At 52.2% G+C, this 21,960-nt stretch carries 18 protein-coding genes; 10 read left to right on the top strand and 8 right to left on the bottom strand.

Features of this window, described 5'->3' with window-relative positions:
• Positions 1 to 49: 49 nt before the first annotated feature.
• The gene (locus tag OGY18_RS10035; RefSeq protein ID WP_003834561.1) at positions 50 to 1,516 is read right to left on the bottom strand and encodes a mannitol dehydrogenase family protein; all 1,467 of its coding nucleotides are present in this window, start codon (positions 1,514 to 1,516) and stop codon (positions 50 to 52) included.
• Positions 1,517 to 1,718: 202 nt separating this feature from the next.
• On the opposite strand from OGY18_RS10035, the gene uxuA reads away from it, so the two are divergent.
• A complete protein-coding gene (gene uxuA / locus OGY18_RS10030) occupies positions 1,719 to 2,909 on the top strand; it encodes a mannonate dehydratase (protein ID WP_279275689.1) in 1,191 nt (396 codons plus the stop codon).
• A gap of 45 nt (positions 2,910 to 2,954) precedes the next feature.
• Here uxuA and pdxR read toward each other — a convergent pair whose 3' ends face one another.
• Positions 2,955 to 4,427, bottom strand: a complete 1,473-nt coding sequence (gene pdxR / locus OGY18_RS10025; protein ID WP_286552881.1) for a MocR-like pyridoxine biosynthesis transcription factor PdxR — start codon at positions 4,425 to 4,427, stop codon at positions 2,955 to 2,957.
• Between the two features lie 165 nt (positions 4,428 to 4,592).
• Between pdxR and torC the strand changes: the two genes are divergently transcribed.
• The 3 genes from torC to torD are packed head-to-tail and all read left to right on the top strand — an operon-like array spanning position 4,593 to position 8,856.
• Positions 4,593 to 5,726 carry a pentaheme c-type cytochrome TorC gene (torC, locus tag OGY18_RS10020; protein WP_148361732.1) on the top strand — a complete coding sequence of 378 codons (1,134 nt, stop codon included), beginning with the start codon at positions 4,593 to 4,595 and terminating at the stop codon, positions 5,724 to 5,726.
• Between the two features lie 9 nt (positions 5,727 to 5,735).
• Complete coding sequence (gene torA / locus OGY18_RS10015) at positions 5,736 to 8,234, top strand: trimethylamine-N-oxide reductase TorA (RefSeq protein ID WP_286552879.1); 2,499 nt, start codon at positions 5,736 to 5,738, stop codon at positions 8,232 to 8,234.
• Positions 8,224 to 8,856: a molecular chaperone TorD gene (gene torD, locus OGY18_RS10010; RefSeq protein ID WP_286552877.1), complete on the top strand. Its 633-nt coding sequence runs from the start codon at positions 8,224 to 8,226 to the stop codon at positions 8,854 to 8,856. Before torA ends, torD begins: the two co-directional genes overlap by 11 nt.
• A gap of 55 nt (positions 8,857 to 8,911) precedes the next feature.
• Here torD and yeiP read toward each other — a convergent pair whose 3' ends face one another.
• Positions 8,912 to 9,484 (bottom strand): elongation factor P-like protein YeiP, encoded by a 573-nt coding sequence (gene yeiP, locus OGY18_RS10005; RefSeq protein WP_003027452.1) that lies wholly within the window; start codon positions 9,482 to 9,484, stop codon positions 8,912 to 8,914.
• Positions 9,485 to 9,641: 157 nt separating this feature from the next.
• Between yeiP and OGY18_RS10000 the strand changes: the two genes are divergently transcribed.
• Positions 9,642 to 9,896, top strand: a complete 255-nt coding sequence (locus tag OGY18_RS10000; RefSeq protein ID WP_016153739.1) for a YkgJ family cysteine cluster protein — start codon at positions 9,642 to 9,644, stop codon at positions 9,894 to 9,896.
• On the opposite strand, the gene setB is transcribed toward OGY18_RS10000, so the two are convergent.
• Positions 9,893 to 11,074: a sugar efflux transporter SetB gene (setB, locus tag OGY18_RS09995; protein ID WP_057066526.1), complete on the bottom strand. Its 1,182-nt coding sequence runs from the start codon at positions 11,072 to 11,074 to the stop codon at positions 9,893 to 9,895. The two genes, OGY18_RS10000 and setB, sit on opposite strands and share 4 nt — an antisense overlap.
• A gap of 368 nt (positions 11,075 to 11,442) precedes the next feature.
• On the opposite strand from setB, the gene fruB reads away from it, so the two are divergent.
• From fruB to fruA, 3 genes are read left to right on the top strand one after another with little or no spacing between them, the layout of a single operon-like run.
• Positions 11,443 to 12,573 carry a fused PTS fructose transporter subunit IIA/HPr protein gene (gene fruB / locus OGY18_RS09990; protein WP_003834546.1) on the top strand — a complete coding sequence of 377 codons (1,131 nt, stop codon included), beginning with the start codon at positions 11,443 to 11,445 and terminating at the stop codon, positions 12,571 to 12,573.
• The gene (fruK, locus tag OGY18_RS09985) at positions 12,573 to 13,511 is read left to right on the top strand and encodes a 1-phosphofructokinase (RefSeq protein WP_003834544.1); all 939 of its coding nucleotides are present in this window, start codon (positions 12,573 to 12,575) and stop codon (positions 13,509 to 13,511) included. The genes fruB and fruK overlap by 1 nt, the downstream gene beginning before the upstream one ends.
• A gap of 16 nt (positions 13,512 to 13,527) precedes the next feature.
• The gene (gene fruA / locus OGY18_RS09980) at positions 13,528 to 15,216 is read left to right on the top strand and encodes a PTS fructose transporter subunit IIBC (RefSeq protein WP_148361737.1); all 1,689 of its coding nucleotides are present in this window, start codon (positions 13,528 to 13,530) and stop codon (positions 15,214 to 15,216) included.
• A 106-nt stretch (positions 15,217 to 15,322) separates the two neighbouring features.
• Here the strand turns inward: fruA and OGY18_RS09975 are convergent, their stop codons facing one another.
• Both OGY18_RS09975 and cuyB read right to left on the bottom strand, forming a co-directional pair.
• Positions 15,323 to 16,621 carry an anaerobic C4-dicarboxylate transporter gene (locus OGY18_RS09975; protein ID WP_063940523.1) on the bottom strand — a complete coding sequence of 433 codons (1,299 nt, stop codon included), beginning with the start codon at positions 16,619 to 16,621 and terminating at the stop codon, positions 15,323 to 15,325.
• Positions 16,622 to 16,696: 75 nt separating this feature from the next.
• On the bottom strand, positions 16,697 to 17,416 hold the full coding sequence (gene cuyB / locus OGY18_RS09970) for a cysteate racemase (protein WP_126317682.1): 720 nt from the start codon (positions 17,414 to 17,416) through the stop codon (positions 16,697 to 16,699).
• Between the two features lie 352 nt (positions 17,417 to 17,768).
• Here cuyB and hypT point away from each other — a divergent pair, with 352 nt between their 5' ends.
• On the top strand, positions 17,769 to 18,680 hold the full coding sequence (gene hypT / locus OGY18_RS09965) for a hypochlorite stress DNA-binding transcriptional regulator HypT (protein ID WP_020996669.1): 912 nt from the start codon (positions 17,769 to 17,771) through the stop codon (positions 18,678 to 18,680).
• Between the two features lie 32 nt (positions 18,681 to 18,712).
• Here hypT and nfo read toward each other — a convergent pair whose 3' ends face one another.
• The gene (gene nfo / locus OGY18_RS09960) at positions 18,713 to 19,570 is read right to left on the bottom strand and encodes a deoxyribonuclease IV (RefSeq protein WP_003834523.1); all 858 of its coding nucleotides are present in this window, start codon (positions 19,568 to 19,570) and stop codon (positions 18,713 to 18,715) included.
• Between the two features lie 71 nt (positions 19,571 to 19,641).
• Positions 19,642 to 20,691: a YeiH family protein gene (locus tag OGY18_RS09955; RefSeq protein WP_003834521.1), complete on the bottom strand. Its 1,050-nt coding sequence runs from the start codon at positions 20,689 to 20,691 to the stop codon at positions 19,642 to 19,644.
• 244 nt (positions 20,692 to 20,935) lie between these two features.
• Between OGY18_RS09955 and yieE the strand changes: the two genes are divergently transcribed.
• Complete coding sequence (gene yieE / locus OGY18_RS09950; RefSeq protein WP_003834519.1) at positions 20,936 to 21,817, top strand: DNA-binding transcriptional regulator YeiE; 882 nt, start codon at positions 20,936 to 20,938, stop codon at positions 21,815 to 21,817.
• The last annotated feature ends 143 nt before the right edge of the window (positions 21,818 to 21,960 follow it).

Raw genomic sequence — 21,960 nt, 5'->3', positions numbered from 1 at the left:
GGGGGGAGAGGACGAAGAGGCGCTTCGTCCTGCTTAATGGCAGAAATCGTTAACTTTTTAACGTCTCAATGACAGCCTGATGCGCACCGTATTGGGCAATGCGTTGCCAGGCCTGCTGAATGGCCGCGACAAACTGCGGATTCTGTACGAGATCGGTGGCGAAAATCTCGCGCAGCGAAAGCAGGGCGTTGACGCGTTCTGACTCTGTGCTCTGTTTAACCAGAGCGGCAATTTTCTCACTCAACGGGTCACGAACATCAATAGCGGTGCCTGAATCATCCACGCCGCTCACATAACGCATCCAGCCTGCGACGCCGAGCGCCAGCAGTGGCCACTCACTTTGGCGGGCTAAATGTACGCGGATCCCTTCCAACATGCGCTGGGGTAATTTCTGGCTACCGTCCATCGCGATTTGCCAGGTTTTATGTTTCAACGCTGGGTTGGCAAAACGCTCCAACAGGCTTAGGGCATACTGGTCTAAATCCACATCGGTAATTTGCAGCGTGGGTGCCTGTTCGTTGAGCATCAGGCGGTAAGCGGCTTCACGAAAAGCGCTGTCCTGCATACAGTCGCTGATGTGCTGGAACCCGGCCAGATAGCCGAGATAAGCAAGAAACGAATGACTGCCGTTCAGCATCCGCAGTTTCATTTGTTCCCACGGCAACACATTTTCGACCATCTGGACGCCCGCCGTTTCCCATTGTGGGCGGCCACACACAAAATTATCTTCAATCACCCACTGGATAAACGGTTCGCAGCTAATTGCGCAAGGATCGGCAACCCCCAGCTCGCGGGCAATTTCGGCCAGTGACTCTTCAGTGGCGGCAGGGACAATGCGGTCGACCATGGTGCCTGGGAAACTGACATGTTCCTGAATCCAGGTTGCCAGTTCTGGTGAACGTTTCTCCGCCATTCCAAGGACGGCGTTTTTTACCACATGACCATTGTCCGGGATGTTATCGCAAGAGAGGACGGTAAACGGCTGTAGCCCGCGTTCACGTCGGCGGTGTAGGGCTTCAACAATAATTCCGGGGGCAGAGTGCGGCTCAGTCGGTGTTTGCAGATCGTGAGCAATACGTGGATTACTGAGGTCTAACGAGCCTGTCGCCGGATCGATGCAGTAGCCTTTTTCTGTGATGGTTAGCGAGACAATAGCCACCTGAGGTTCGCAGAATTTTTCGATAATGGCCGCCAGCGAATCCAGCCTGGCGTTGAGACATTCGTTGACGGCGCCGATAACAATTGGCTGGTTGCCGTTGGCCCCTTTTTCCAGCACGGTAAATAAATGATCCTGTTCGCGCAGTTGGCTCATCAGTCGATCGCCGCTGAACAGACTGATCTCACAAATACCCCAGTCTCCACCCTGCGCATTCAGCACCCTGTCGGTTAGTAACGCCTGATGGGCGCGGTGAAAAGCACCGAAACCAAAATGCACAATCCGCGTTTTTAATTGCTGGCGGTCGTATTGCGGGATCATGACATTTTCCGCCAGTGGCGCTGAGGCAATAGTTTTCATTTAATACACCTGATTAACCATAAATTAACAATGGCAGTATAAAGTTATATGACAACAAATTGAATTGGTGTGCCTCATTTATCCGGGGAATGTGAGCTTGATCAACCAATCATCGGCAATGTGTTGATCAGTTGACGGATGCCTGTATGGTAGTCGTCATTAAGATGATTTAATTTGGTATAACAACTTGTGAGGTGAAACAATGGAACAAACCTGGCGTTGGTACGGACCTAACGATCCGGTATCGCTTGATGATGTGCGTCAGGCTGGCGCAACGGGTGTTGTGACCGCCTTGCACCATATTCCTAACGGTGAAGTGTGGCCGGTAGAAGAAATTCAACAGCGTCAGGCCATTCTGGCTGAAAAAGGGCTGACCTGGTCGGTGGTGGAAAGTATCCCTGTCCACGAAGATATCAAAACGCGTTCAGGTCAATTTCAAACGTGGATTGCCAACTATCAGCAGAGTATCCGTAATCTGGCGAACTGTGGTATCGATACGGTGTGCTATAACTTCATGCCGATCCTCGACTGGACGCGTACCGACCTCGAATATCAGCTGCCGGATGGTTCCAAAGCGCTGCGTTTTGACCAGATTGCTTTTGCGGCCTTCGAACTTCACATTCTGCAACGCCCGGGAGCTGAAGCGGATTATACCGCCGAAGAACAACGCCAGGCGCTGGACTACTTCAATGCCATGAGTGATGCAGAAATTGAAAAGCTGACCCGCAATATCATTGCTGGGCTGCCAGGTGCAGAAGAGGGCTATACGCTGGATCAGTTCCGTGCGCGTCTCGCTGAATATGACGGCATCAGCAAGGACGATCTGCGTGATAATATGGCGGTATTCCTGCGGGCGATTGTGCCAGTGGCAGAAGAAGTCGGCGTGCGTCTGGCCGTGCATCCTGACGATCCGCCGCGCCCGATCCTCGGCCTGCCGCGTATCGTTTCGACTATCGAAGATATGCAGTGGCTGAAAGAAACGGTCGATAGCATTAATAACGGTTTTACCATGTGCACCGGTTCTTACGGCGTGCGCGCTGATAACGATCTGGTGAAAATGATCGAAACCTTTGGCGATCGAATCCACTTCACACACTTGCGCTCAACCTGTCGTGAAGATAACCCGAAAACCTTCCATGAAGGTGCGCACCTGCAGGGCGATGTGGATATGGTATCGGTGGTGGCTGCCATTTTGAGCGAAGAGCAGCGGCGTAAAAAGGCGGGCGACCTGCGTCCTATCCCGATGCGCCCGGATCATGGACACCAGATGCTTGACGATCTGCACAAGAAAACTAATCCGGGCTACTCTGCGATTGGTCGCCTGAAAGGCCTGGCAGAAGTCCGCGGCGTTGAGCTGGCGCTGAAACAAACGCAGTTCCGCGACCTGCTGTAAGTCTAACCACAGGGATTGCGCGACAGGCGCGATCCCTGTTATTCATCAAGGCTGCGCAAGCGCCTGCTCCAGCACTGTCAGCACTTTATTGATCTGCTGTATCTGCAATCCACCAAATCCAAAAAACATAACAGCATCGCTGTTCTCTTTGCGCCATGTGGCTTCTGATCCATTTTCTATATCCGGCAGAGTGTCGAAACGGATCCCGGCCAACAGGCAGCTTTGTTGCAGCCTGGCTATGAATTCGGTATGTCTGGCAATGCGTAACGAGAGGTGCAGACCTGCCGTTGCGCCAGCGATTTTCCCTTCGGGAAACAGAGTGGAAAGGCCATCGCGTAACAGGGCGAGGCGCGTCGCATAGCTGCAGGCCAGCTTGCTGATATGCGTATAAAACACCTGATTTTGCATCAGTTCGGCTAAAAATTGCTGCAACAACCACTGACTGCCGTTGTTATTGAGCGCTTTCATATTCTGTACCGCCGGAAGCAGTTCATCAGGGCAAATAAGATAGCCAAGCCGTGCGCCTGGCCCCAGCGTTTTAGAAAATGTCCCCATGTAGATAACCCGGTTGTGATAATCCATGGCTTTCAGCGCGGGAAGGGGATTTTCCCCATAGGTAAAAACGGCATCGTAATCATCTTCAATGATGTAAGCGCCGACGCGTTGCGCCCACGTTAATAATGACTGACGGCGCTCCAGCGAAAGTACACTTCCCATCGGATACTGATGCGCTGGAGTAACATAACAAAGCTGGGTTTCATACTCGGGTAAATTATCTGTTTGCAGCCCGAGGTTATCTACGGCGATTGACGTAATGTCTGCACCGTAATAATTGAAAAGATGCCATGCGCCAGAATAACAAGGGGATTCGGTCACAATATGGCACTTTTTTTGCTGACTGACAGCATGATGAATAATAAATATTTGGCTGAGCAGTGATAATCCCTCCTGAATCCCGTTGGTAATGATGATGTTCTCTGCTCGGGTATTAATTCCGCGGGATAAATTAAGGTATCTGACCAATTGCTCACGCAATGAAAATAATCCATTTGGTGAATGATATCGGGTAAATAATTGTTCTTTAAGTATGCTTGGAGCATTATTCCATTTCCGCCAGCTTGACCAGGGAAAAGCGTTGGGATCGGGGACGCCCATCCGGCAGTAGCACTCTCGTCCAGGCTCGGCGTAAACATCGGTAGAGACCCCGGCAGCTTTAGGTTTTGTGGGCGGAGAACCCTGGGTAACGGGCACAAGTGTTGGTGTTATACGTACAGGCGTTGTGAATATCACTTCATAGCCAATACCGTGTCGGCTCTTGATTAACCCTGCAGCCATAAGCTTATCATAGGCCATCACTACCGTTATTTTGGCTACGCTCAATACCTGAGCCTGCTCGCGAATAGAGGGAAGCTTATCGCCACAAAGCAAATCTCCCCGCTGAATAGCCTGGAAATAAAATTGAAAAATTTGCAATTGCAGCGGAGTGCGGAGTTCTCTATTGAGCGTTAATGTAAGCATGAGGAATTCCTTATTAATATATGGCCACTATATTACGAATTTCTCGTTTTTACTATTTGATACACCTCATGGAGTAGTGGCTGTTCCTATAACTTGCTATCGCTGTCTCTATTTTTGGTTTTTATTATCCCTTAGCGTGTCGCTATTAAAAAAATGGAGGCAAGCATGTCGTGGATAAGAAAGAACGCATTGTGGTGCGTATTGGCTGGGGCGGTGGCAATGGCCCTGGCTATTTGGGGAACGTGGCAAGGCGTTCATTACACCAGTACCACCGAATTTTGTTTATCGTGTCACTCGATGCGCACGGCTGGAGAGGAATATAAAACCAGCGTGCATTTTCGCAACGCATCTGGCGTGCGGGCTGAGTGTAAGGATTGTCATATTCCACCGGGCGTTATTCCAACGCTTATTCGTAAAACTGAAGCCTTAAACGACCTCTATCACACCTTTATTTCTCCTTCTATCGATACTCCTGAAAAGTTTGCTGCCAAACGCCCGGAGCTGGCCCAGCGGGAGTGGGCGCGCATGAGCGCGAATAATTCAGCGGCGTGTAAATCCTGCCATAGCTATGAGGCAATGGATCATGGCAAGCAATCGGCAAATGCAGCGGCGCAAATGACCGCAGCGGCAGCAAAAGACAGTAACTGTATCGATTGTCACAAAGGAATAGCCCATCACAAACCCGATATGAGCAGCGGTTTTCGCGATCGCTATAAGCAACTACAGCGTCAGGGAGATACGCCAACGGATGCGACCACGCTGTTCTCATTAAGCGAAAAATCACTAGCGGCAACGGCAGGGAGTCCGGCCGGGAAGGCGCTGTTATTTCCCGCCACCGAGGTCAAGGTGCTGAAAAAAGAAGGCCGTAACGTGCAGCTCGAAATCACGGGCTGGCGTGAAAGCAAAGGACGCGGACGGGTGATCACCCAGTATATGGGGAAACGCGTTTTCTCCGCCGTTCTCGATGAGCCCCTGATGGCGAACGTAAAAGTGCTACAAACCCAGGTCGATCCTGACTCACATCAGGAATGGCAGCAGGTGAGCGTCACCGCCTGGACCACCGATCAGGACTTTATCAACACGCTCGCGCCAATCTGGGAGTACTCAGATCAAATGCTGCAATCCACCTGTAGCGCCTGTCATAGCACTCCTCCTACAACCCGATATACCGCTAACGGCTGGATCGCCGGACTGAAAGCCATGTCGACCTATTACCGGCTTAATCCGGTGGAGGAACGTACGTTGTTGAAATACCTCCAGACCCACGCCAGCGATGTGTCTGAAACCAACAAAAAGTAAGGATAATGTATGGATATTCATGACTTTAATCCGTCCCGCCGCCGTTTTCTTAGCGGTATGTTGGCGGTGGGTGCTGCCAGCGCACTGGCGCCTAATCCGCTGATATCAAAAGTGTGGGCGGCGGGGGAAAATCCCGAACAGTGGATCCAATCTGGTTCGCACTATGGCGCTTTTGAAGCCAAAGTGGTCAACGGTGAGTGGACCGAAACCCGTCCGTTCAAACATGACAAATACCCCTGCGATATGCTGAACGCGGTGCGTGAAGTGGTTTACAACCCGTCGCGGGTGCGCTACCCAATGGTGCGTCTGGACTGGTTGCGTAAGCGTGAGAAGTCGGATCGCAGCCAGCGCGGAGATAACCGTTTTGTACGGGTTAGTTGGGATCAGGCGCTGGATTTGTTTTACGAAGAGCTGGAGCGGGTGCAAAAAACCTATGGCTCATCAGGCGTATTTACCGGGCTTGCCGACTGGCAGATGGTGGGCAAATACCATAAAGCGGGCGGGGCGATGGACCGGGGACTTGGCCTGCATGGTAGCTATGTGACAACCGTCGGCGACTATTCTGCGGCAGCGGCACAAGTCATTTTACCGCATGTGATTGGTTCGCTGGAAGTTTATGAGCAGCAGACGTCGCTTCCGCTGGTGATTCAAAACAGCAATACCATCGTGCTGTGGGGCTGCGATCCGATCAAGAACCTGCAGATCGAGTTTTTGGTTCCCGATCACGATGCGTTTGGCTACTGGCAGCAGATTAAAGAGGCGGTAGCGCAGGGTAAGATGCGCGTTATCAGTGTTGATCCGGTGCGTAGCAAGTCGCAAAACTTTCTTGGCTGCGAGCAGTTGGCGTTGCGGCCACAAACCGATGTGGCGTTAATGCTGGCGCTGGCGCATACCTTGTACGAAGAAAAATTGTACGACACGGCGTTTATTACCGATTACACCGTCGGCTTTGAGCAGTTTTTGCCGTATCTGCTGGGCGAAGCCGATAAACAGCCGAAAAATGCCGAATGGGCGGCAGAAATCTGCGGCCTGACGGCAGAGCAGATCCGAGACTTCGCCCGCCTGTTGGTGAAAGGCAGGACACAGTTTATGGGCGGTTGGTGCGTACAACGCATGCACCATGGTGAGCAGTATCCGTGGATGCTGGTGGTGCTGGCCAGCATGGTCGGTCAAATTGGTTTGCCCGGCGGCGGGGTAGGATTTGGCTGGCACTACAACGGTGGAGGTACGGTAACATCCGCCGGGCCTGTGCTCTCTGGACTGGGAGGGATCACGAATCCCCCGCAGGCAAAGTACAACGCGGATTTTCGCGGCGCATCGGAGCATATCCCCACTTCACGTATCGTTGACTGCCTGCTTGAGCCGGGCAAAAAGGTTGCCTTTAACGGCGAGACGTTAACATGGCCTGACATCAAAATGGCGATCTACAGTGCGGCAAATCCATTTCATGCGCAGCAGGACAGGAATCGCATGATCGACGCGTGGAAGAAGCTGGAAACCGTGGTGGTGTTGGATCATCAATGGACCGCGTCGTGCCGATTCGCCGATATCGTCCTGCCCGTTACCACCCGCTTTGAACGTAACGATATTGAGCAGTTCGGTACGCATTCGAATAAAGGGTTGATGGCGTTGCATCAGATCGTCAAACCGCAATATGAAGCGCGACATGATTTTGATGTGTTTGCCGGGCTGTGTAAGCGCTTTGACAAGGAAGCGGTGTACCGTGAAAACCGTGATGAAATGCAGTGGATACAGGTGCTTTATGATGAAGGCGTGAAGATGGGAGCGTCGCTCGGTGTCTCATTACCGGATTTCACAACGTTCTGGCAGGGTGACGGATATATTGAATATCCGCCGGGTCAGCCGTGGGTACGGCACGGTGAGTTTCGCGACCAGCCAGACCTGAATCCGCTGGGAACGCCGTCAGGTCTGATTGAAATCTACAGCAAAACCATCGCGGGCTTTGCCTATGAGGATTGTCCAGGGCATCCCGTGTGGATGGAACCCTTTGAGCGTACCCATAGCGGCAAAAAAGATAAATACCCGCTGCATCTGCAATCCTGCCATCCGGATAAACGTCTGCATTCCCAACTGTGCTCTAGCGAGGCGTTTCGCAACACCTATGCGGTTGCCGGAAGAGAGCCGCTTTATATCAGTGATCAGGATGCCACCGCTCGTGGCTTAAAAGCCGGTGATATCGCCCGCGTTTATAACGCTCGTGGTCAGGTACTGGCTGGCGTGGTTGTCAGTCCGGATTTTTCCCCTGGCGTGATTCGTATTCATGAAGGCGCGTGGTATTCCCCGCAGGAAGGGGGGAAAGCCGGGACATTATGCACCTATGGCGACCCGAACGTGCTGAGCGCGGATATCGGTACTTCACAATTGGCCCAGGGGCCTTCAGCGCATACCGTGCTGGTGGAGGTCGAGCGTTATCAGCAGAAAGCCCCGCAAGTGACGGCTTTCGGTGGTCCGCAGATTGTGAAAGAGGAGGGGACCAGTGCAGCATAAGCAAATTCATCAGCAGCGGGCGGCTGTGTACCAGTGGTTTTCGCAACTGTTATTTCGTGAGCTGGATGAAAAACAGCTCGCCAGTCTGGAAAACGGCGATAGCCAGGCTTGGATTGCCTCACTGGCGGCGGTTCCTGGAGTGTCTGCCGAGGTTAAACGTTTTGAGCGTAGCCTGGGCCGGGTTTTGCGGCGCGACTCCCGACAGCTGGAGCTGGCAGCAGATTTTGCTTCGCTGTTTCTGCTGGCCCCGCCGGCTAGTGTTTCTCCCTATGCAGGGCACTATCCACACACGACAGCGGCAGAAGAACGTCGGCAAATGAATGTGTTGCTGATTGAGCAAGGTCTGGCAGCGAGAGAGAATGAGCCCTCCGATCATATTGCCGTGCAGTTGGCATTAATGGCGAGGATGGTTGCTAAAGAGGAGAGGGTATCGGCGCAATATTACTTTTTGCATCATCATATTCTGTGCTGGGCACCGTTATTTCGCGACGCTTGTCTGGTGCGGGATAACGAGGGGTTTTATCCTCAGGCAGTTAATCTGATAGTGCGTTTTATGCAAGAGGATGAACAGTATCTGGAGTCATTGCTGATGGATGATTTTTATCTCAGCAGCCAGCGCTGAAAATGAAAAAAGGGACAGCCTGCGCTGTCCCTTGCCGTCACTGCGCAGCAGAAAATTAATCTGCACGGCCCATATAGCGACGTTCTTCGATATGAATACGGATTTTTTCACCCGCACTTAGGTACTCAGGAACCTGGATCACCAGACCGGTGCTCAGGGTTGCTGGCTTGTTGCGCGCGCTCGCTGAAGCGCCTTTAATACCCGGTGAGGTTTCAACGATTTCCAGGTCTACAGTCTGCGGCAGTTCAAGCGCCAGCAGTTGGCCGTCCCAGGTCAGTACCTGCATGTCCGGCATACCGCCTTCCGGCATGAACAGCAGCTCTTCTTCAATCTGGTCTTTGGTGAAGGTATATGGGGTATAGTCTTCTTTATCCATAAAGATGTATTCGTTGCCATCGACGTAGGAGAAATCAACACCACGACGGCTCAGAGTGACGGTATCCACGATATCGTCGCCTTTGAAGCGCTCTTCAACTTTCAGACCGGTACGCACATCAGAAAAACGCATTTTGTACAGCGTGGCAGCACCACGTGCGGACGGTGATTGAATATCGATATCTTTTACAATCAGCAGTTTGCCGTTGTAGTTCAGTACCATACCTTTTTTAATTTCGTTCGCTCTTGGCATCGAAAAAATCCTGTAGTGAGGAGTGTCTAAAATATCGCGTAAAACTACTCGCGCCGGGGCATTCAGGCAAGCGGAATTCATGCTTTTGCTGGTGCAAAAAAGGTGGTACTGTGCCCTTCCCGCACAATCCGATGGTTTACGATAAAGAGAGTACTGTATGGAATGCCGTCCGGATTGTGGTGCATGCTGCACCGCGCCTTCAATCTCCAGTCCCATCCCCGGTATGCCTGATGGCAAGCCCGCTAATACGCCCTGCGTTCAGTTGGATGAATCCCTGCGTTGCAAAATTTTTGCGTCGCCGCTACGACCAAAGGTGTGCGCCGGTTTACAGCCCAGTGCGGAAATGTGCGGACAGACGACGCACCAGGCCATGGTTTATCTCATCGAGCTTGAAGCGCTGACCGCGCCTTAAACGTCCTTGATGCGCGCCAGGCATACGACGGTGGCGACGATCATCACCAGCGCAAACCAGAACACCGCGTGATAGTTCCAAATTTCAGCGGCAATTCCCGCCAGCGATCCGGCAATAATCCAGCCCACGCGAATGGTATTCGTATAGAGGGTGGTGGCTGAACCCGCCTGTCCCGGCATCAGGTCCTGGAAATAGAGCATACCAATCCCGCCGAGAATACCGATGTAAATCGCGTTCAGCAGCTGTAAGCCAAGCAATATCGCCGGAGAGTGAGCCAGCAGCATACCGGCATAAAAGAAGAATCCGGCAACGACGGCAATTCTCATCAACAGACGTTTACCCAGACGCTTTGCAAAATAGCCAGCAATCAACATGGTCGGGATTTCCAGACCAGCTGCGGTGCCCATCATGATGCCAGCCAGCTTTTCCGGCAGATGCAGTTCGTTGATGATAAACAGCGGCATATTAATGATATAGAGACTATTGGTTCCCCACATTAATGTGCAGATAACAAACAGCAGCAACGTGTCGCGTCGATTGCGGCGCGGGGCCTCAACTGCGCCTGTCGCGAGAGGCACGTTTTTACTCATTGAGGGTAAAAACAGCCAGACCATTACGCCGCAGACAACAAACGCCACCGCCGCGCTGAGATACATCACTGTAAAGCTGAATCCCATGGCCAGCGCGTAGGCCAGCGGCGGGCCAATTACCCAGGCTAGCGAAACCTGCGCACGTAATATTGAGCTGAACATGACGGCTTCCCGACCTGTGCGGTCGGCGTGTTCACGGGCGAGAGCAAACATTTGCGGGTTGGCGGTCGATCCAAAGCTGCTGAGGAATACCCCGACAAACAGCAAGATAAAATAATTACGATTCCAGGCAAACAGCACGCAGGCCAGCATCCCCAGCACGCAGCAAAACACAATCAGGTTCTTGCGATCGCCTTTTCTATCTGAACGTCCGGCCAGAAACTGACTTACCAGAATACCGATCACAGCGCTACCGGTAAAAAAGAACCCGACCATGCCGGGACGGGCGTGGACTTCATCCGTCAGAAAAAGGCTGAGCGTTGGCGTCTGCAACGCACCGGCGATACCCGTCAGAAATGCGACAAGCAGGAACGCCGAAGACGTTAAATCAAACGCCTTGGGTGTGGCGGCTACGGGGGTGTTATGCATGTTTTGATATCAATGATGTGAAGAGACGCGGAGTTTACGCCGCTTGTCAGAAAATAAACAGGGAGCCAAATCAAAATCGGCATCAAAAATCAAAATAGCATTTCAGTCAAAGAATGCTGCTTGCTGACGTTGCTGAATCTGACAAGCTGACGGCGTTTTTGCGTCAGCAATTTTTTCTCCTCCGCAGAGAAAATGTGCGTTATCTCTAAATTCAGCAAGTAATTTGTCAACTTTACTTGTGTGCTGAAGAAAAAAGAGCAAGACTTCTTGAAACGTTTCAGCGTCATCTTGCCTTAACTGATGGAGTCGGGTGACGCCTTTTTTCTCATGTTGGCTGAATCGTTTCAATTCGGCGGGAGAGGAGAATCATGTTCCAGTTATCTGTTCAGGATATTCACCCGGGCGAACAGGCCGGGAATAAAGAAGAGGCTATTCGCCAGGTTGCCGCTGCCTTAGTGCAGGCGGGTAACGTCGCGGAAGGCTACGTCGATGGCATGCTGGCGCGCGAACAACAGACGTCCACGTTCCTCGGCAACGGTATTGCGATTCCTCACGGTACGACGGACACGCGCGATCAGGTACTGAAAACCGGTGTGCAGGTATTTCAGTTTCCGCAGGGCGTGACCTGGGGCGAAGGGCAGGTTGCTTATGTGGCAATCGGCATCGCCGCAAGTTCTGATGAACACCTCGGTTTACTGCGTCAGCTGACACACGTGCTGAGCGATGACTCCGTCGCTGAACAGCTGAAATCTGCGACCACGGCGGAAGAACTGCGTGCGCTGCTGATGGGTGAAAAGCAAAGTGAACAGCTGAAGCTTGATAACGAAACGCTGTCGCTGGATGTCGTGGCCAACTCGCTGGTGACGCTGCAGGCACTCAACGCGGCACGGCTGAAAGAAGTCGGTGCGGTTGACGCCACCTTTGTGGCCAGAGCAATCAATGAGCAACCGATGAATCTCGGTCAGGGGATCTGGCTGAATGACTGTGCTGAAGGTAACGTGCGTAGCGCCGTTGCGGTTAGTCGTGCAGCAACAGCGTTCGATGTACAAGGTGAAGCGGCAGCCTTGCTGGTGACCGTCGCCATGAATGACGATCAACCGGTTGCGGTGCTGAAGCGCCTTGGCGATCTCCTGCTGAATAATAAAGCTGACCGTTTGTTGAAAGCTGATGCGGCAACGGTGCTGGCGCTGCTGACCAGCGATGACGCCTTAACTGATGATGTACTGAGCGCCGAATTTATTGTGCGCAATGAGCATGGTTTACATGCCCGCCCGGGCACCATGCTGGTGAATACGATTAAACAATTTAACAGTGAAATTACCGTGACAAATCTTGATGGAACCGGCAAGCCGGCGAATGGACGCAGTCTGATGAAAGTTGTGGCGTTAGGCGTGAAGAAAGGACATCACCTGCGCTTTACTGCACAGGGCGAAGATGCTGAACAGGCGCTGAAGGCGATTGGCGAAGCCATCGCAGCAGGTCTTGGGGAGGGCGCGTAATGAGCAGACGTGTTGCTACTATCACCCTTAACCCGGCCTACGACCTGGTGGGTTTCTGCCCGGAAATTGAACGCGGTGAAGTGAACCTGGTTAAAACCACCGGTCTGCATGCGGCAGGGAAAGGGATCAACGTCGCTAAGGTTTTGAAGGATTTAGGTATCGATGTCACAGTGGGTGGCTTCCTGGGTAAAGACAACCAGGATGGTTTTCAGCAGTTGTTCAGCGAGCTGGGCATTGCCAACCGTTTTCAGGTCGTGCAGGGCCGTACCCGTATTAACGTCAAGCTGACCGAAAAAGACGGTGAAGTATCTGACTTCAACTTCTCCGGCTTTGAAGTCACCCCGGCTGACTGGGAACGCTTTGTAAATGATTCGCTGAGCTGGCTGGGCCAGTTCGACATGGTGTGCGTCAGCGGCAGTTTGCCAACCGGCGTGAGCCCGGAAGCCTTCACCGACTGGATGACGCGCCTGCGTAGTCAGTGTCCTTGCATTATCTTTGATAGTAGTCGTGAAGCGTTGGTAGCAGGTCTGAAAGCGGCGCCATGGCTGGTGAAGCCAAACCGTCGCGAACTGGAAATCTGGGCCGGTCGTAAGCTGCCGGAAATGAAAGATGTGATTGAAGCGGCGCATGCGCTTCGCGAGCAGGGGATCGCTCATGTGGTGATTTCACTCGGCGCGGAAGGTGCGCTGTGGGTTAACGCCTCAGGCGAGTGGATTGCTAAACCGCCGTCAGTTGAGGTGGTCAGCACCGTCGGCGCGGGTGATTCAATGGTTGGCGGTCTGATTTACGGCCTGCTGATGCGTGAGTCCAGCGAACATACCCTGCGTCTGGCGACGGCTGTTGCCGCCCTGGCGGTAAGCCAAAGTAATGTAGGCATTACCGATCGTCCTCAGTTGGCCGCAATGATGGCGCGTGTCGACTTAAAACCGTTTAACTGACAGCAGGAGAGGCATAATGAAAACGCTGCTGATTATTGACGCTAATCTCGGCCAGGCTCGCGCTTACATGGCGAAAACCCTGCTTGGAGCGGCGGCACAGAAAGCACATCTGGAAATTATTGATAATCCGAATGATGCCGAACTGGCAATTGTTCTGGGCGATACGCTTCCTGCCGACAGTTCGCTGAATGGCAAAAAAGTCTGGCTGGGCGACATTGGTCGTGCGGTTGCGCATCCTGAACTCTTCCTCAGCGAAGCTAAAGGCCATGCAAAACCTTACAGTGCCCCGGTTGCAACAGCAGCTGTGGCCAGCAGTGGTCCAAAACGCGTGGTGGCGGTGACGGCGTGTCCGACCGGTGTTGCTCATACGTTTATGGCCGCTGAAGCGATTGAAACTGAAGCGAAAAAACGTGGCTGGTGGGTGAAGGTTGAAACCCGAGGTTCTGTTGGCGCAGGTAACGCTATTACGCCGGAAGAGGTGGCTCAGGCTGATCTGGTGATTGTGGCAGCTGACATTGAAGTTGATCTGGCGAAGTTTGCCGGCAAACCGATGTATCGCACCTCTACCGGTCTTGCGTTGAAGAAAACAAAGCAGGAGCTGGACAAAGCGCTGGAAGAAGCAACACCGTACCAGCCAACCGGTAAAGCGCAGACTTCAGCAACCGAAAGTAAGAAAGAGAGCGCGGGGGCGTATCGTCACCTGCTGACGGGCGTCTCTTATATGCTGCCGATGGTAGTTGCTGGCGGCCTGTGTATTGCACTTTCGTTCGCTTTTGGTATCGAAGCGTTTAAAGAGCAGGGTACGCTGGCGGCGGCGCTGATGCAGATTGGCGGTGGTTCAGCCTTCGCGCTGATGGTGCCGGTACTGGCAGGTTATATCGCGTTTTCCATCGCTGACCGTCCGGGTCTGACGCCGGGTCTTATCGGCGGTATGCTGGCGGTAAGCACCGGTTCCGGCTTTATTGGCGGGATTATTGCTGGTTTCCTTGCCGGTTATGTGGCGAAGCTTATCAGCACGAAGCTGAAACTCCCGCAGAGTATGGAAGCGCTGAAACCGATCCTGATCATTCCGCTGTTCTCAAGCCTGGTGGTTGGCCTGGCCATGATTTACCTGATCGGCAAACCGGTGGCGGGTATTCTGGAAGGTTTGACTCACTGGCTGCAAACCATGGGTACGGCCAATGCGGTGCTGCTTGGCGCGATTCTTGGCGGCATGATGTGTACCGACATGGGTGGTCCGGTTAACAAGGCGGCGTATGCTTTCGGTGTGGGTCTGCTGAGTACACAAACTTATGCGCCGATGGCGGCCATCATGGCTGCGGGTATGGTACCTCCGCTGGCTCTGGGTCTGGCAACGCTGGTTGCGCGTCGTAAGTTCGACAAAGCGCAGCAGGAAGGCGGCAAAGCTGCCCTGGTACTGGGCCTGTGCTTTATCACCGAAGGGGCAATCCCGTTCGCTGCCCGTGACCCAATGCGCGTTCTGCCTTGCTGTATCGTTGGTGGTGCGATTACCGGGGCTATCTCGATGGCGGTGGGTGCGAAGCTGATGGCGCCACACGGCGGGCTGTTTGTCCTGTTAATCCCAGGTGCAATCACGCCGGTGTTGGGATACCTGCTGGCAATTATTGCCGGTACGCTGGTAGCCGGTCTCTCCTACGCGGTGCTGAAGCGCCCGGAAGCTGAGGTTGTGGCAAAGGCGGCCTGATTTAACGTCAATACCAGGGGCAGAGAATTCTCTGCCCCTTTTTTATGCTTTTACCTATACCGTTGCAGCATCGCCACAATAATCCATCCAGCCTTAATAAAACGGGTCAGGTAATCATTGGCGCGATGATAAAACCAAAGGCAACGCCAGCAATGATCCCACCCAGTCCTGGCAGCATAAACGGATGGTTTAAGACATACTTGCCCACGCGCGTTGTCCCTGTGGTGTCGAACTCCATTGCCGCCAGCGAAGTCGGGTATGTTGGTAGAACAAACACCCCGGTTACCGCCACATAGGAGGCCAGAATTGCCCATGTAGGCACGCCGAGCGCAACGGCCAGAGGGATGATCAGCGGCGTGGTGGCGCCTTGCGAGTAGAGAAGCGCACAGGTACCAAACAGCACCAGTGCCAACAGCATGGGATAAGCCCGTAGAATATCGCCTGCGATATCCTTAATCTCCGCTAAGTGGGCATCAATGAAGGTCGTTCCCAGTGTAACAATCCCGAGAATGACCGCCAGTGAACTCATCCCTGATCTAAACGTGGATGTCAGGACAATAGCATCGGTTGATGTTTTGCATAACACCACCATCAGGCAAGCGGCAGCCAACATACAGATAATGATGATATCCCGGGTATTCATTGGGTTACCTGCATCGAATCCAGGGCGTAGCTGCGGGCAGGCGGCAAGAATAACGATGACGACCGTTGCCAGCATAAACAGGGCGACCGAGAGTTTGGCACCCGGCGTGGTGCTGTTTTGCCCTTCATATTTACGCACTAATCCTTTTTGCAGGCGTTCCAGATAGACTTCATCATCCTGAAGCTCGCATCCCTGACGTGAGGCGATAAAAGCGGCAACCATCGCGGCGACAAACGAAGCTGGTAGACATACCGCCATGACCTGAATAAAGGTGATACCGTTGCCCTCCATAATGGTCAGCATCGCCGCCATTGCGGCACTGATCGGCGAACCGGATATCGCCACCTGGGAGGCGACTACGGATCCGGCGAGCGTACGAGAAGGGCGGATACCGGACTCTTTGGCGACTTCGGCAATCACTGGCAGGGTAGAAAATACAATGAACCCTGTTCCGGCCATTATGGTCATCGACCAGGTGATAATCGGTGCAATAATATTGATATATTTAGGGTTACGCCGCATGAAATTACCGGCAACACGAACCAGATAATCCATACCTCCTGCGGCCTGTAGCGCCGATGCTGCCACGACAACTGTCATAATAATAAGGATAACGTCAACGGGTGGCGAGCCAATTTGCAGATCAAATCCCAACGTTAAAATAGCCAGCCCCAGACCACCGCATAAACCGATACCTATTCCGCCGAGGCGGATACCAAAAAATATTGCACCCAACACGACGATAATTTCTAACCAAACCATAATGGCCTCCGCCAGAGAATAATTTGTTATTAAAATAAGTGGTTGTTTAATGCTTTATTAATCTGGTAATGGCTGTTATTGCGCCAGAAGATGATGTTTGCCAACTCGTTTTTCGTACCATTTAATACCAGCGCGAACTAATGATCCGGTTGAGTCAATATATTTATCTGGAGACTTTCTGACTGTGTCGGCAAGAATGACGGGGACTTCAGTACATCCCAGTACAATGATTTGTGCGCCGCGTGAGAAGAGCACTTCAGCCTGTTCATTCATCAGCGTTTGTGCCCGCTTAAGGTCGCCGGCTTTTAAGCAATAAATACTTTCCATGACCTTTTCCTGATCGGATGAATCAGGACTGATGCAGGTTAAACCAAGAGATTCTATGCCTTTTTGGTAGAGTCCCATGTAAAGGGTGGCGTTAGTAGCAAGTAAACCGATACGTGATTTTCCGCAGTTTTTGACCTCATTCATGGTTGTTTCAACGATACTGAGTAACTCTGTATGACAGCACTCTTTTAATTCATTAAACCAAAAATGGGCGGTATTACAGGGGATCACAATACACTCCGCACCAGCATCTTCCAGTTTGTGCATATAATCACGCATTGCCGGAAGTGGGGAATGACCATGATGCATTAACGCATCAGTTCGGTCTGGAATATCAGGGATGGATGAAATAATTAATGGGATATGTTCCTGATCGCGTTGCGCTGCGGTAAAGGTGACGAATTTATTAAAAAGATCGACGGTTGCAGCAGGCCCCATACCACCAAGTACGCCAATTAAACCTTTCACGATATATACCTCTATTTACCGATATTTAATATTCAGAGCTGGTGTCTATCTGGTGCTTATGTTTAACAGCAGAGTGTCGTGAGGAGAAATGCAATAATGTTTGGTTCAATGCAAAAAACGCATGAGTGTGATGTCTTTTACCACCTCAGCAGGCCGGTAATCAGCCAGAGGCCCGACGTTACGCGGTGGGTGAGCGGTCGTGGTCGATGAGTAAAGAAACATGTTAATGTCAAAAACGAAGGCATTATGCAAAAAACGAATCACCAGATACTGATGTTGAATATCATCTCCGGGAATATTCAGGCATGATGCTTAAGACTAATCGACATATTTAAACATCCGCGTGACAGGCATGAAAAATATCGAGACAAAATGGTTATATGATTTTCTGACGCTGGAAGCGTGTCGTCATTTTTCCCAGGCCGCGGAGGAGCGCAACCTATCCCAACCGGCATTTAGCCGGCGGATCAAGGCGCTCGAATCCGCTGTTGGGGTGCTGCTGTTTGACCGTACGACGAGTCCACTGCAGCTGACGGAGGAGGGTAAGTTATTCCATTCGCAGACCCGTAGCCTGCTGCAACAACTGGAATGCAATTTAGATGAGCTAAGTGGTCACAACCTGCTTGGCGTTCCCAATATCAAAATAGCGGCGGCACATTCTTTGTCGCTGACGATGTTGCCCAGATTAGTACATTCAATGTCGGCATGGGGCGAGGAGTTTGTTTACCACGTCGAAGCGATTGACGTAGTCCAGGCGGTGAATACGCTGCGCGAGGGGAAAAGTGATTTTATTATCTCCTTTCGCGATGAAGACTTAATGCAGTCACCTTTCTGCGGCTTGAAGGTTTTTGAGTCTGAGCTGTATCCCGTCTGTGCTGCGGATGCACAGGGTAAGGCGTTGTTTGATATCTATCAGCCGCAGGTGCCGATTCTGAACTATACCAGCACTTCCTACATGGGAAGATTGGTTAACCGTCACCTGGCGGAGGTGGGCAGTATTTCGGCGCGTACGCTGTTTATGTCTTCGATGAGTGAGCTATTGAAGAATATGGCATTAGATGGTCATGGTATCGCCTGGCTGCCAGCGTGGACGATCGTGAACGAATTGCGCGATAAGCGCCTGGTTTGTCTGGACACGCCGGAGTTGATGGTGCCAATTCAGGCCTATATTTACCGAATGGATACCCGTTTGAATAAAACGGCTGAGCATTTCTGGCGGATTTTGTACAACCATATGCCAGAGGATCTGGTTACGCTCACTTGATACGCGCCAGCTTGTCTGGCGCGCGGAGATCGTTACGCCACCGCTTTTTCTGTTTGCTGGGCTTTCAGCCAGGCAATCTCTTCGGCCCAGATATCCGGATTAATGGTTTCCAGCACCATTGGAATACCGTCAAAACGATTATCCTGCATAATCCAACGGAAGGCATCATGGCCAATATTGCCTTCACCCAGGCTGTGATGACGGTCAACGCGACTGCCAAACGCGCTCTTGGCGTCGTTCAGGTGCATACCGCGTAGATACTTGAAACCGACAATACGTTCAAATTCCGCAAACGTTTTTTCGCACTCTTCTGCGGAACGCAAATCGTAACCCGCCGCGAAAGCGTGGCAGGTATCAATACAAACGCCAACACGGGACTTATCTTCGACGCCGTCGATAATGGCGGCCAGGTGCTCAAACTTGAATCCCAGATTACTGCCTTGTCCGGCGGTATTTTCGATTACTGCCGTAACGCCCTGGGTCTGAGCGAGGACGATGTTGATGGATTCTGCAATGCGCGCCAGACACTCATCTTCCGGGATCTGCATCAAATGGCTACCCGGGTGAAAGTTCAGCAGAGATAAGCCAAGCAGTTCACAGCGTTGCATTTCATCAAGAAACGCATCACGCGATTTTTCCAGCGCATCGCTGACCGGGTGACCGAGGTTAATCAGGTAACTGTCGTGAGGCAGGATTTGTGCAGAGGTGTAGTGGTACTTCTCACAGGCAGATTTGAAATCATCAATGATTTCGGTGGTCAGCGGCGCGGCACGCCACTGGCGCTGATTCTTGGTGAACAGGGCGAATGCGGTCGCTTCGATTTCTGCGGCTCGAATAGCAGCGTTAGCCAGACCGCCAGCGGCGCTTACGTGCGCTCCGATGTATTTCATAAATTTAACCCGCCATACTCAAATACAAAAAGGGAGAGTATAGCGGGTTAATGGAGGTGAGTCGTGATCGTTTATGCCATCAGGGCGTGGACAGCGACGTTAATCGCAGCACCACCGACAATCAACCAGACAAACAGCAGCAGGGCCATCAGTAACGGTTTGGCACCGGCTTTTTTCAGTGCGCTAACGTGAGTGGTTAACCCCAGTGCAGCCATTGCCATTGCCAGCAAAATGGTGTCCAGCGTTACCAGCATATTCACAACCGACTGCGGCAGCAGGTGGAACGAGTTAAAAATCGCGACCACAATGAACAGGATGGCAAACCATGGAATAGTGATTTTGCTTTTCTCACCACCCGTAACCGGAGACAGTTGTTTAACGCGAGCTGCCAGCAGGATGAGGAACGGTGCCAGCATCATGACGCGCAGCATTTTGGCAATAACCGCGGCGTTTTCTGCATCCGGGTTAATGGCGTGCCCGGCAGCCACTACCTGCGCCACTTCATGCATGGTGGAACCAATGTAAATGCCGTAGGTTTCTGGGCTAAACCAGTGTGCCAGCAGCGGATACATTGCCGGATACAGGAAGATAGCGATGGTACCGAAGATCACCACGGTGGCGACAGCGACGGTTACCTTACTGGCTTCCGCTTTCACCACCGGTTCGGTTGCAAGCACGGCGGCGGCACCGCAAATACTGCTCCCCGCGCCAATCAGCCAGCTGGTATGGCGGTCCAGACCAAACACTTTCTGCCCCAGGAAGCAGGCAATCATAAAGGTACTGCTCAGCGTTAACACATCAATCACGATACCGCTGACGCCGACGTCAGCAATTTGCGCGAAGGTGAGGCGGAAGCCGTAGAGGATGATCCCCAGACGTAATAAATGTTGTTTAGCAAACAGCACGCCGCCGTCACAGCTTTTCCAGATGTGCGGATAGACGGTGTTGCCGAGGACCATTCCCAACAAGATTGCTAAGGTGAGGGCGCTGAACCCGGCACCTGCGACGGCGGGAATAGATCCACCCCATAAGGCAACCCCAGTGATAACTGCACTCAGGGCAAGCCCCGGAATAAAATGCCACGCTGTACGACGATGTGTCTGCAAGGTGAGTTCTGTCATATCCTTCTCCTTTATCTGGGTAAAAGAGTACGGCGAAGTGGTTTAAAAATAAAATTGATTATATATTTATAATTAATCTATATAAGTGGTATACCCGTCATACTTCAAGTTGCATGTGCGTTGGCTGCGCTCGTTCACCCCAGTCACGTACTTAAGTACGCTCCCGGGGATGCTCTCTCTTACCGCCTTCCTGCAACTCGAATTATTTAGGGTATAAGTAACGGATATCCGGTGGAAAACGACTATGCATATCACCCTGCGACAACTTGAAGTGTTTGCTGAGGTACTAAAAAGCGGTTCAACGACCCAGGCGTCTGTCATGCTGGCATTGTCGCAGTCGGCGGTGAGTGCGGCACTTACCGATCTGGAAGGGCAACTCGGCGTGCAACTGTTTGACCGTGTCGGTAAACGACTGGTGGTCAACGAGCACGGGCGTTTGCTCTACCCACGAGCGTTGGCGTTACTTGAGCAAACAACCGAAATCGAACAGCTTTTTCGCGAAGATAATGGTGCCATTCGGGTCTATGCCAGTAGCACCATTGGTAACTATATCTTGCCTGCTATGATCGCCCGCTATCGGCAGGATTTCCCTGATTTGCCGCTCGAGCTGAGCGTGGGTAACAGTCAGGATGTGATTAATGCGGTGCTGGATTTTAGGGTAGATATCGGACTGATCGAAGGGCCTTGTCACAGTACTGAAATTATTTCTGAACCGTGGCTGGAAGACGAGCTGGTGGTGTTTGCCGCACCGTCGTCACCGCTCACAAAGGGGCCTGTTACGCTGGAACAGCTGGCTGCTTCGCCGTGGATCCTGCGTGAACGAGGATCGGGTACGCGCGAACTGGTGGATTACCTGCTGCTGTCTCATCTGCCGAGATTTCAGATGGCAATGGAGTTGGGTAACTCCGAGGCCATTAAGCATGCGGTGCGTCATGGTCTCGGGATCAGCTGCTTGTCGCGTCGGGTTATTGCGGAGCAGTTGCAGGCGGGAACGCTGAGCGAAGTTCCCGTGCCGCTGCCGCGTTTAGTCCGTACTCTCTGGCGCGTGCATCACAGGCAAAAACACATCTCCAATGCCATTACGCGTTTTTTACATTACAGCGATCAGGTCGAGCTGGGCGAATAGGGCGCTTACTGTCGTAATGTCACCTCTGTGTAAGGCGGTTAGAATTTAACCGCCTTACACAGCATATTTTCTGCTTTACTTATAATCCGCGGCCAGTCATGAAGGTCTCTTATAACAGCGTATTTGTGCCGGAAGAATGCCAT

This window comes from Citrobacter sp. Cpo142, assembly GCF_030332425.1.
GTDB classification, from domain to species: Bacteria; Pseudomonadota; Gammaproteobacteria; order Enterobacterales; family Enterobacteriaceae; genus Citrobacter; species Citrobacter portucalensis.
Note: the sequence above shows the minus strand (reverse complement) of the source record. Positions and strands in the feature narration are given on the sequence as shown.

What these genes read in the sequence shown, in the direction of transcription:
- fruA (WP_148361737.1), top strand. Translation starts at nt 13,528, where the DNA reads ATGAAAACGCTGCTGATTATTGACGCTAATCTCGGCCAGGCTCGCGCT.
- OGY18_RS10000 (WP_016153739.1), top strand. Translation starts at nt 9,642, where the DNA reads ATGGAATGCCGTCCGGATTGTGGTGCATGCTGCACCGCGCCTTCAATC.
- nfo (WP_003834523.1), bottom strand. Translation starts at nt 19,570, where the DNA reads ATGAAATACATCGGAGCGCACGTAAGCGCCGCTGGCGGTCTGGCTAAC.
- fruB (WP_003834546.1), top strand. Translation starts at nt 11,443, where the DNA reads ATGTTCCAGTTATCTGTTCAGGATATTCACCCGGGCGAACAGGCCGGG.
- fruK (WP_003834544.1), top strand. Translation starts at nt 12,573, where the DNA reads ATGAGCAGACGTGTTGCTACTATCACCCTTAACCCGGCCTACGACCTG.
- pdxR (WP_286552881.1), bottom strand. Translation starts at nt 4,427, where the DNA reads ATGCTTACATTAACGCTCAATAGAGAACTCCGCACTCCGCTGCAATTG.
- uxuA (WP_279275689.1), top strand. Translation starts at nt 1,719, where the DNA reads ATGGAACAAACCTGGCGTTGGTACGGACCTAACGATCCGGTATCGCTT.
- OGY18_RS09975 (WP_063940523.1), bottom strand. Translation starts at nt 16,621, where the DNA reads ATGGTTTGGTTAGAAATTATCGTCGTGTTGGGTGCAATATTTTTTGGT.
- torC (WP_148361732.1), top strand. Translation starts at nt 4,593, where the DNA reads ATGTCGTGGATAAGAAAGAACGCATTGTGGTGCGTATTGGCTGGGGCG.
- yeiP (WP_003027452.1), bottom strand. Translation starts at nt 9,484, where the DNA reads ATGCCAAGAGCGAACGAAATTAAAAAAGGTATGGTACTGAACTACAAC.
- torA (WP_286552879.1), top strand. Translation starts at nt 5,736, where the DNA reads ATGGATATTCATGACTTTAATCCGTCCCGCCGCCGTTTTCTTAGCGGT.
- hypT (WP_020996669.1), top strand. Translation starts at nt 17,769, where the DNA reads ATGAAAAATATCGAGACAAAATGGTTATATGATTTTCTGACGCTGGAA.
- yieE (WP_003834519.1), top strand. Translation starts at nt 20,936, where the DNA reads ATGCATATCACCCTGCGACAACTTGAAGTGTTTGCTGAGGTACTAAAA.
- OGY18_RS09955 (WP_003834521.1), bottom strand. Translation starts at nt 20,691, where the DNA reads ATGACAGAACTCACCTTGCAGACACATCGTCGTACAGCGTGGCATTTT.
- setB (WP_057066526.1), bottom strand. Translation starts at nt 11,074, where the DNA reads ATGCATAACACCCCCGTAGCCGCCACACCCAAGGCGTTTGATTTAACG.
- OGY18_RS10035 (WP_003834561.1), bottom strand. Translation starts at nt 1,516, where the DNA reads ATGAAAACTATTGCCTCAGCGCCACTGGCGGAAAATGTCATGATCCCG.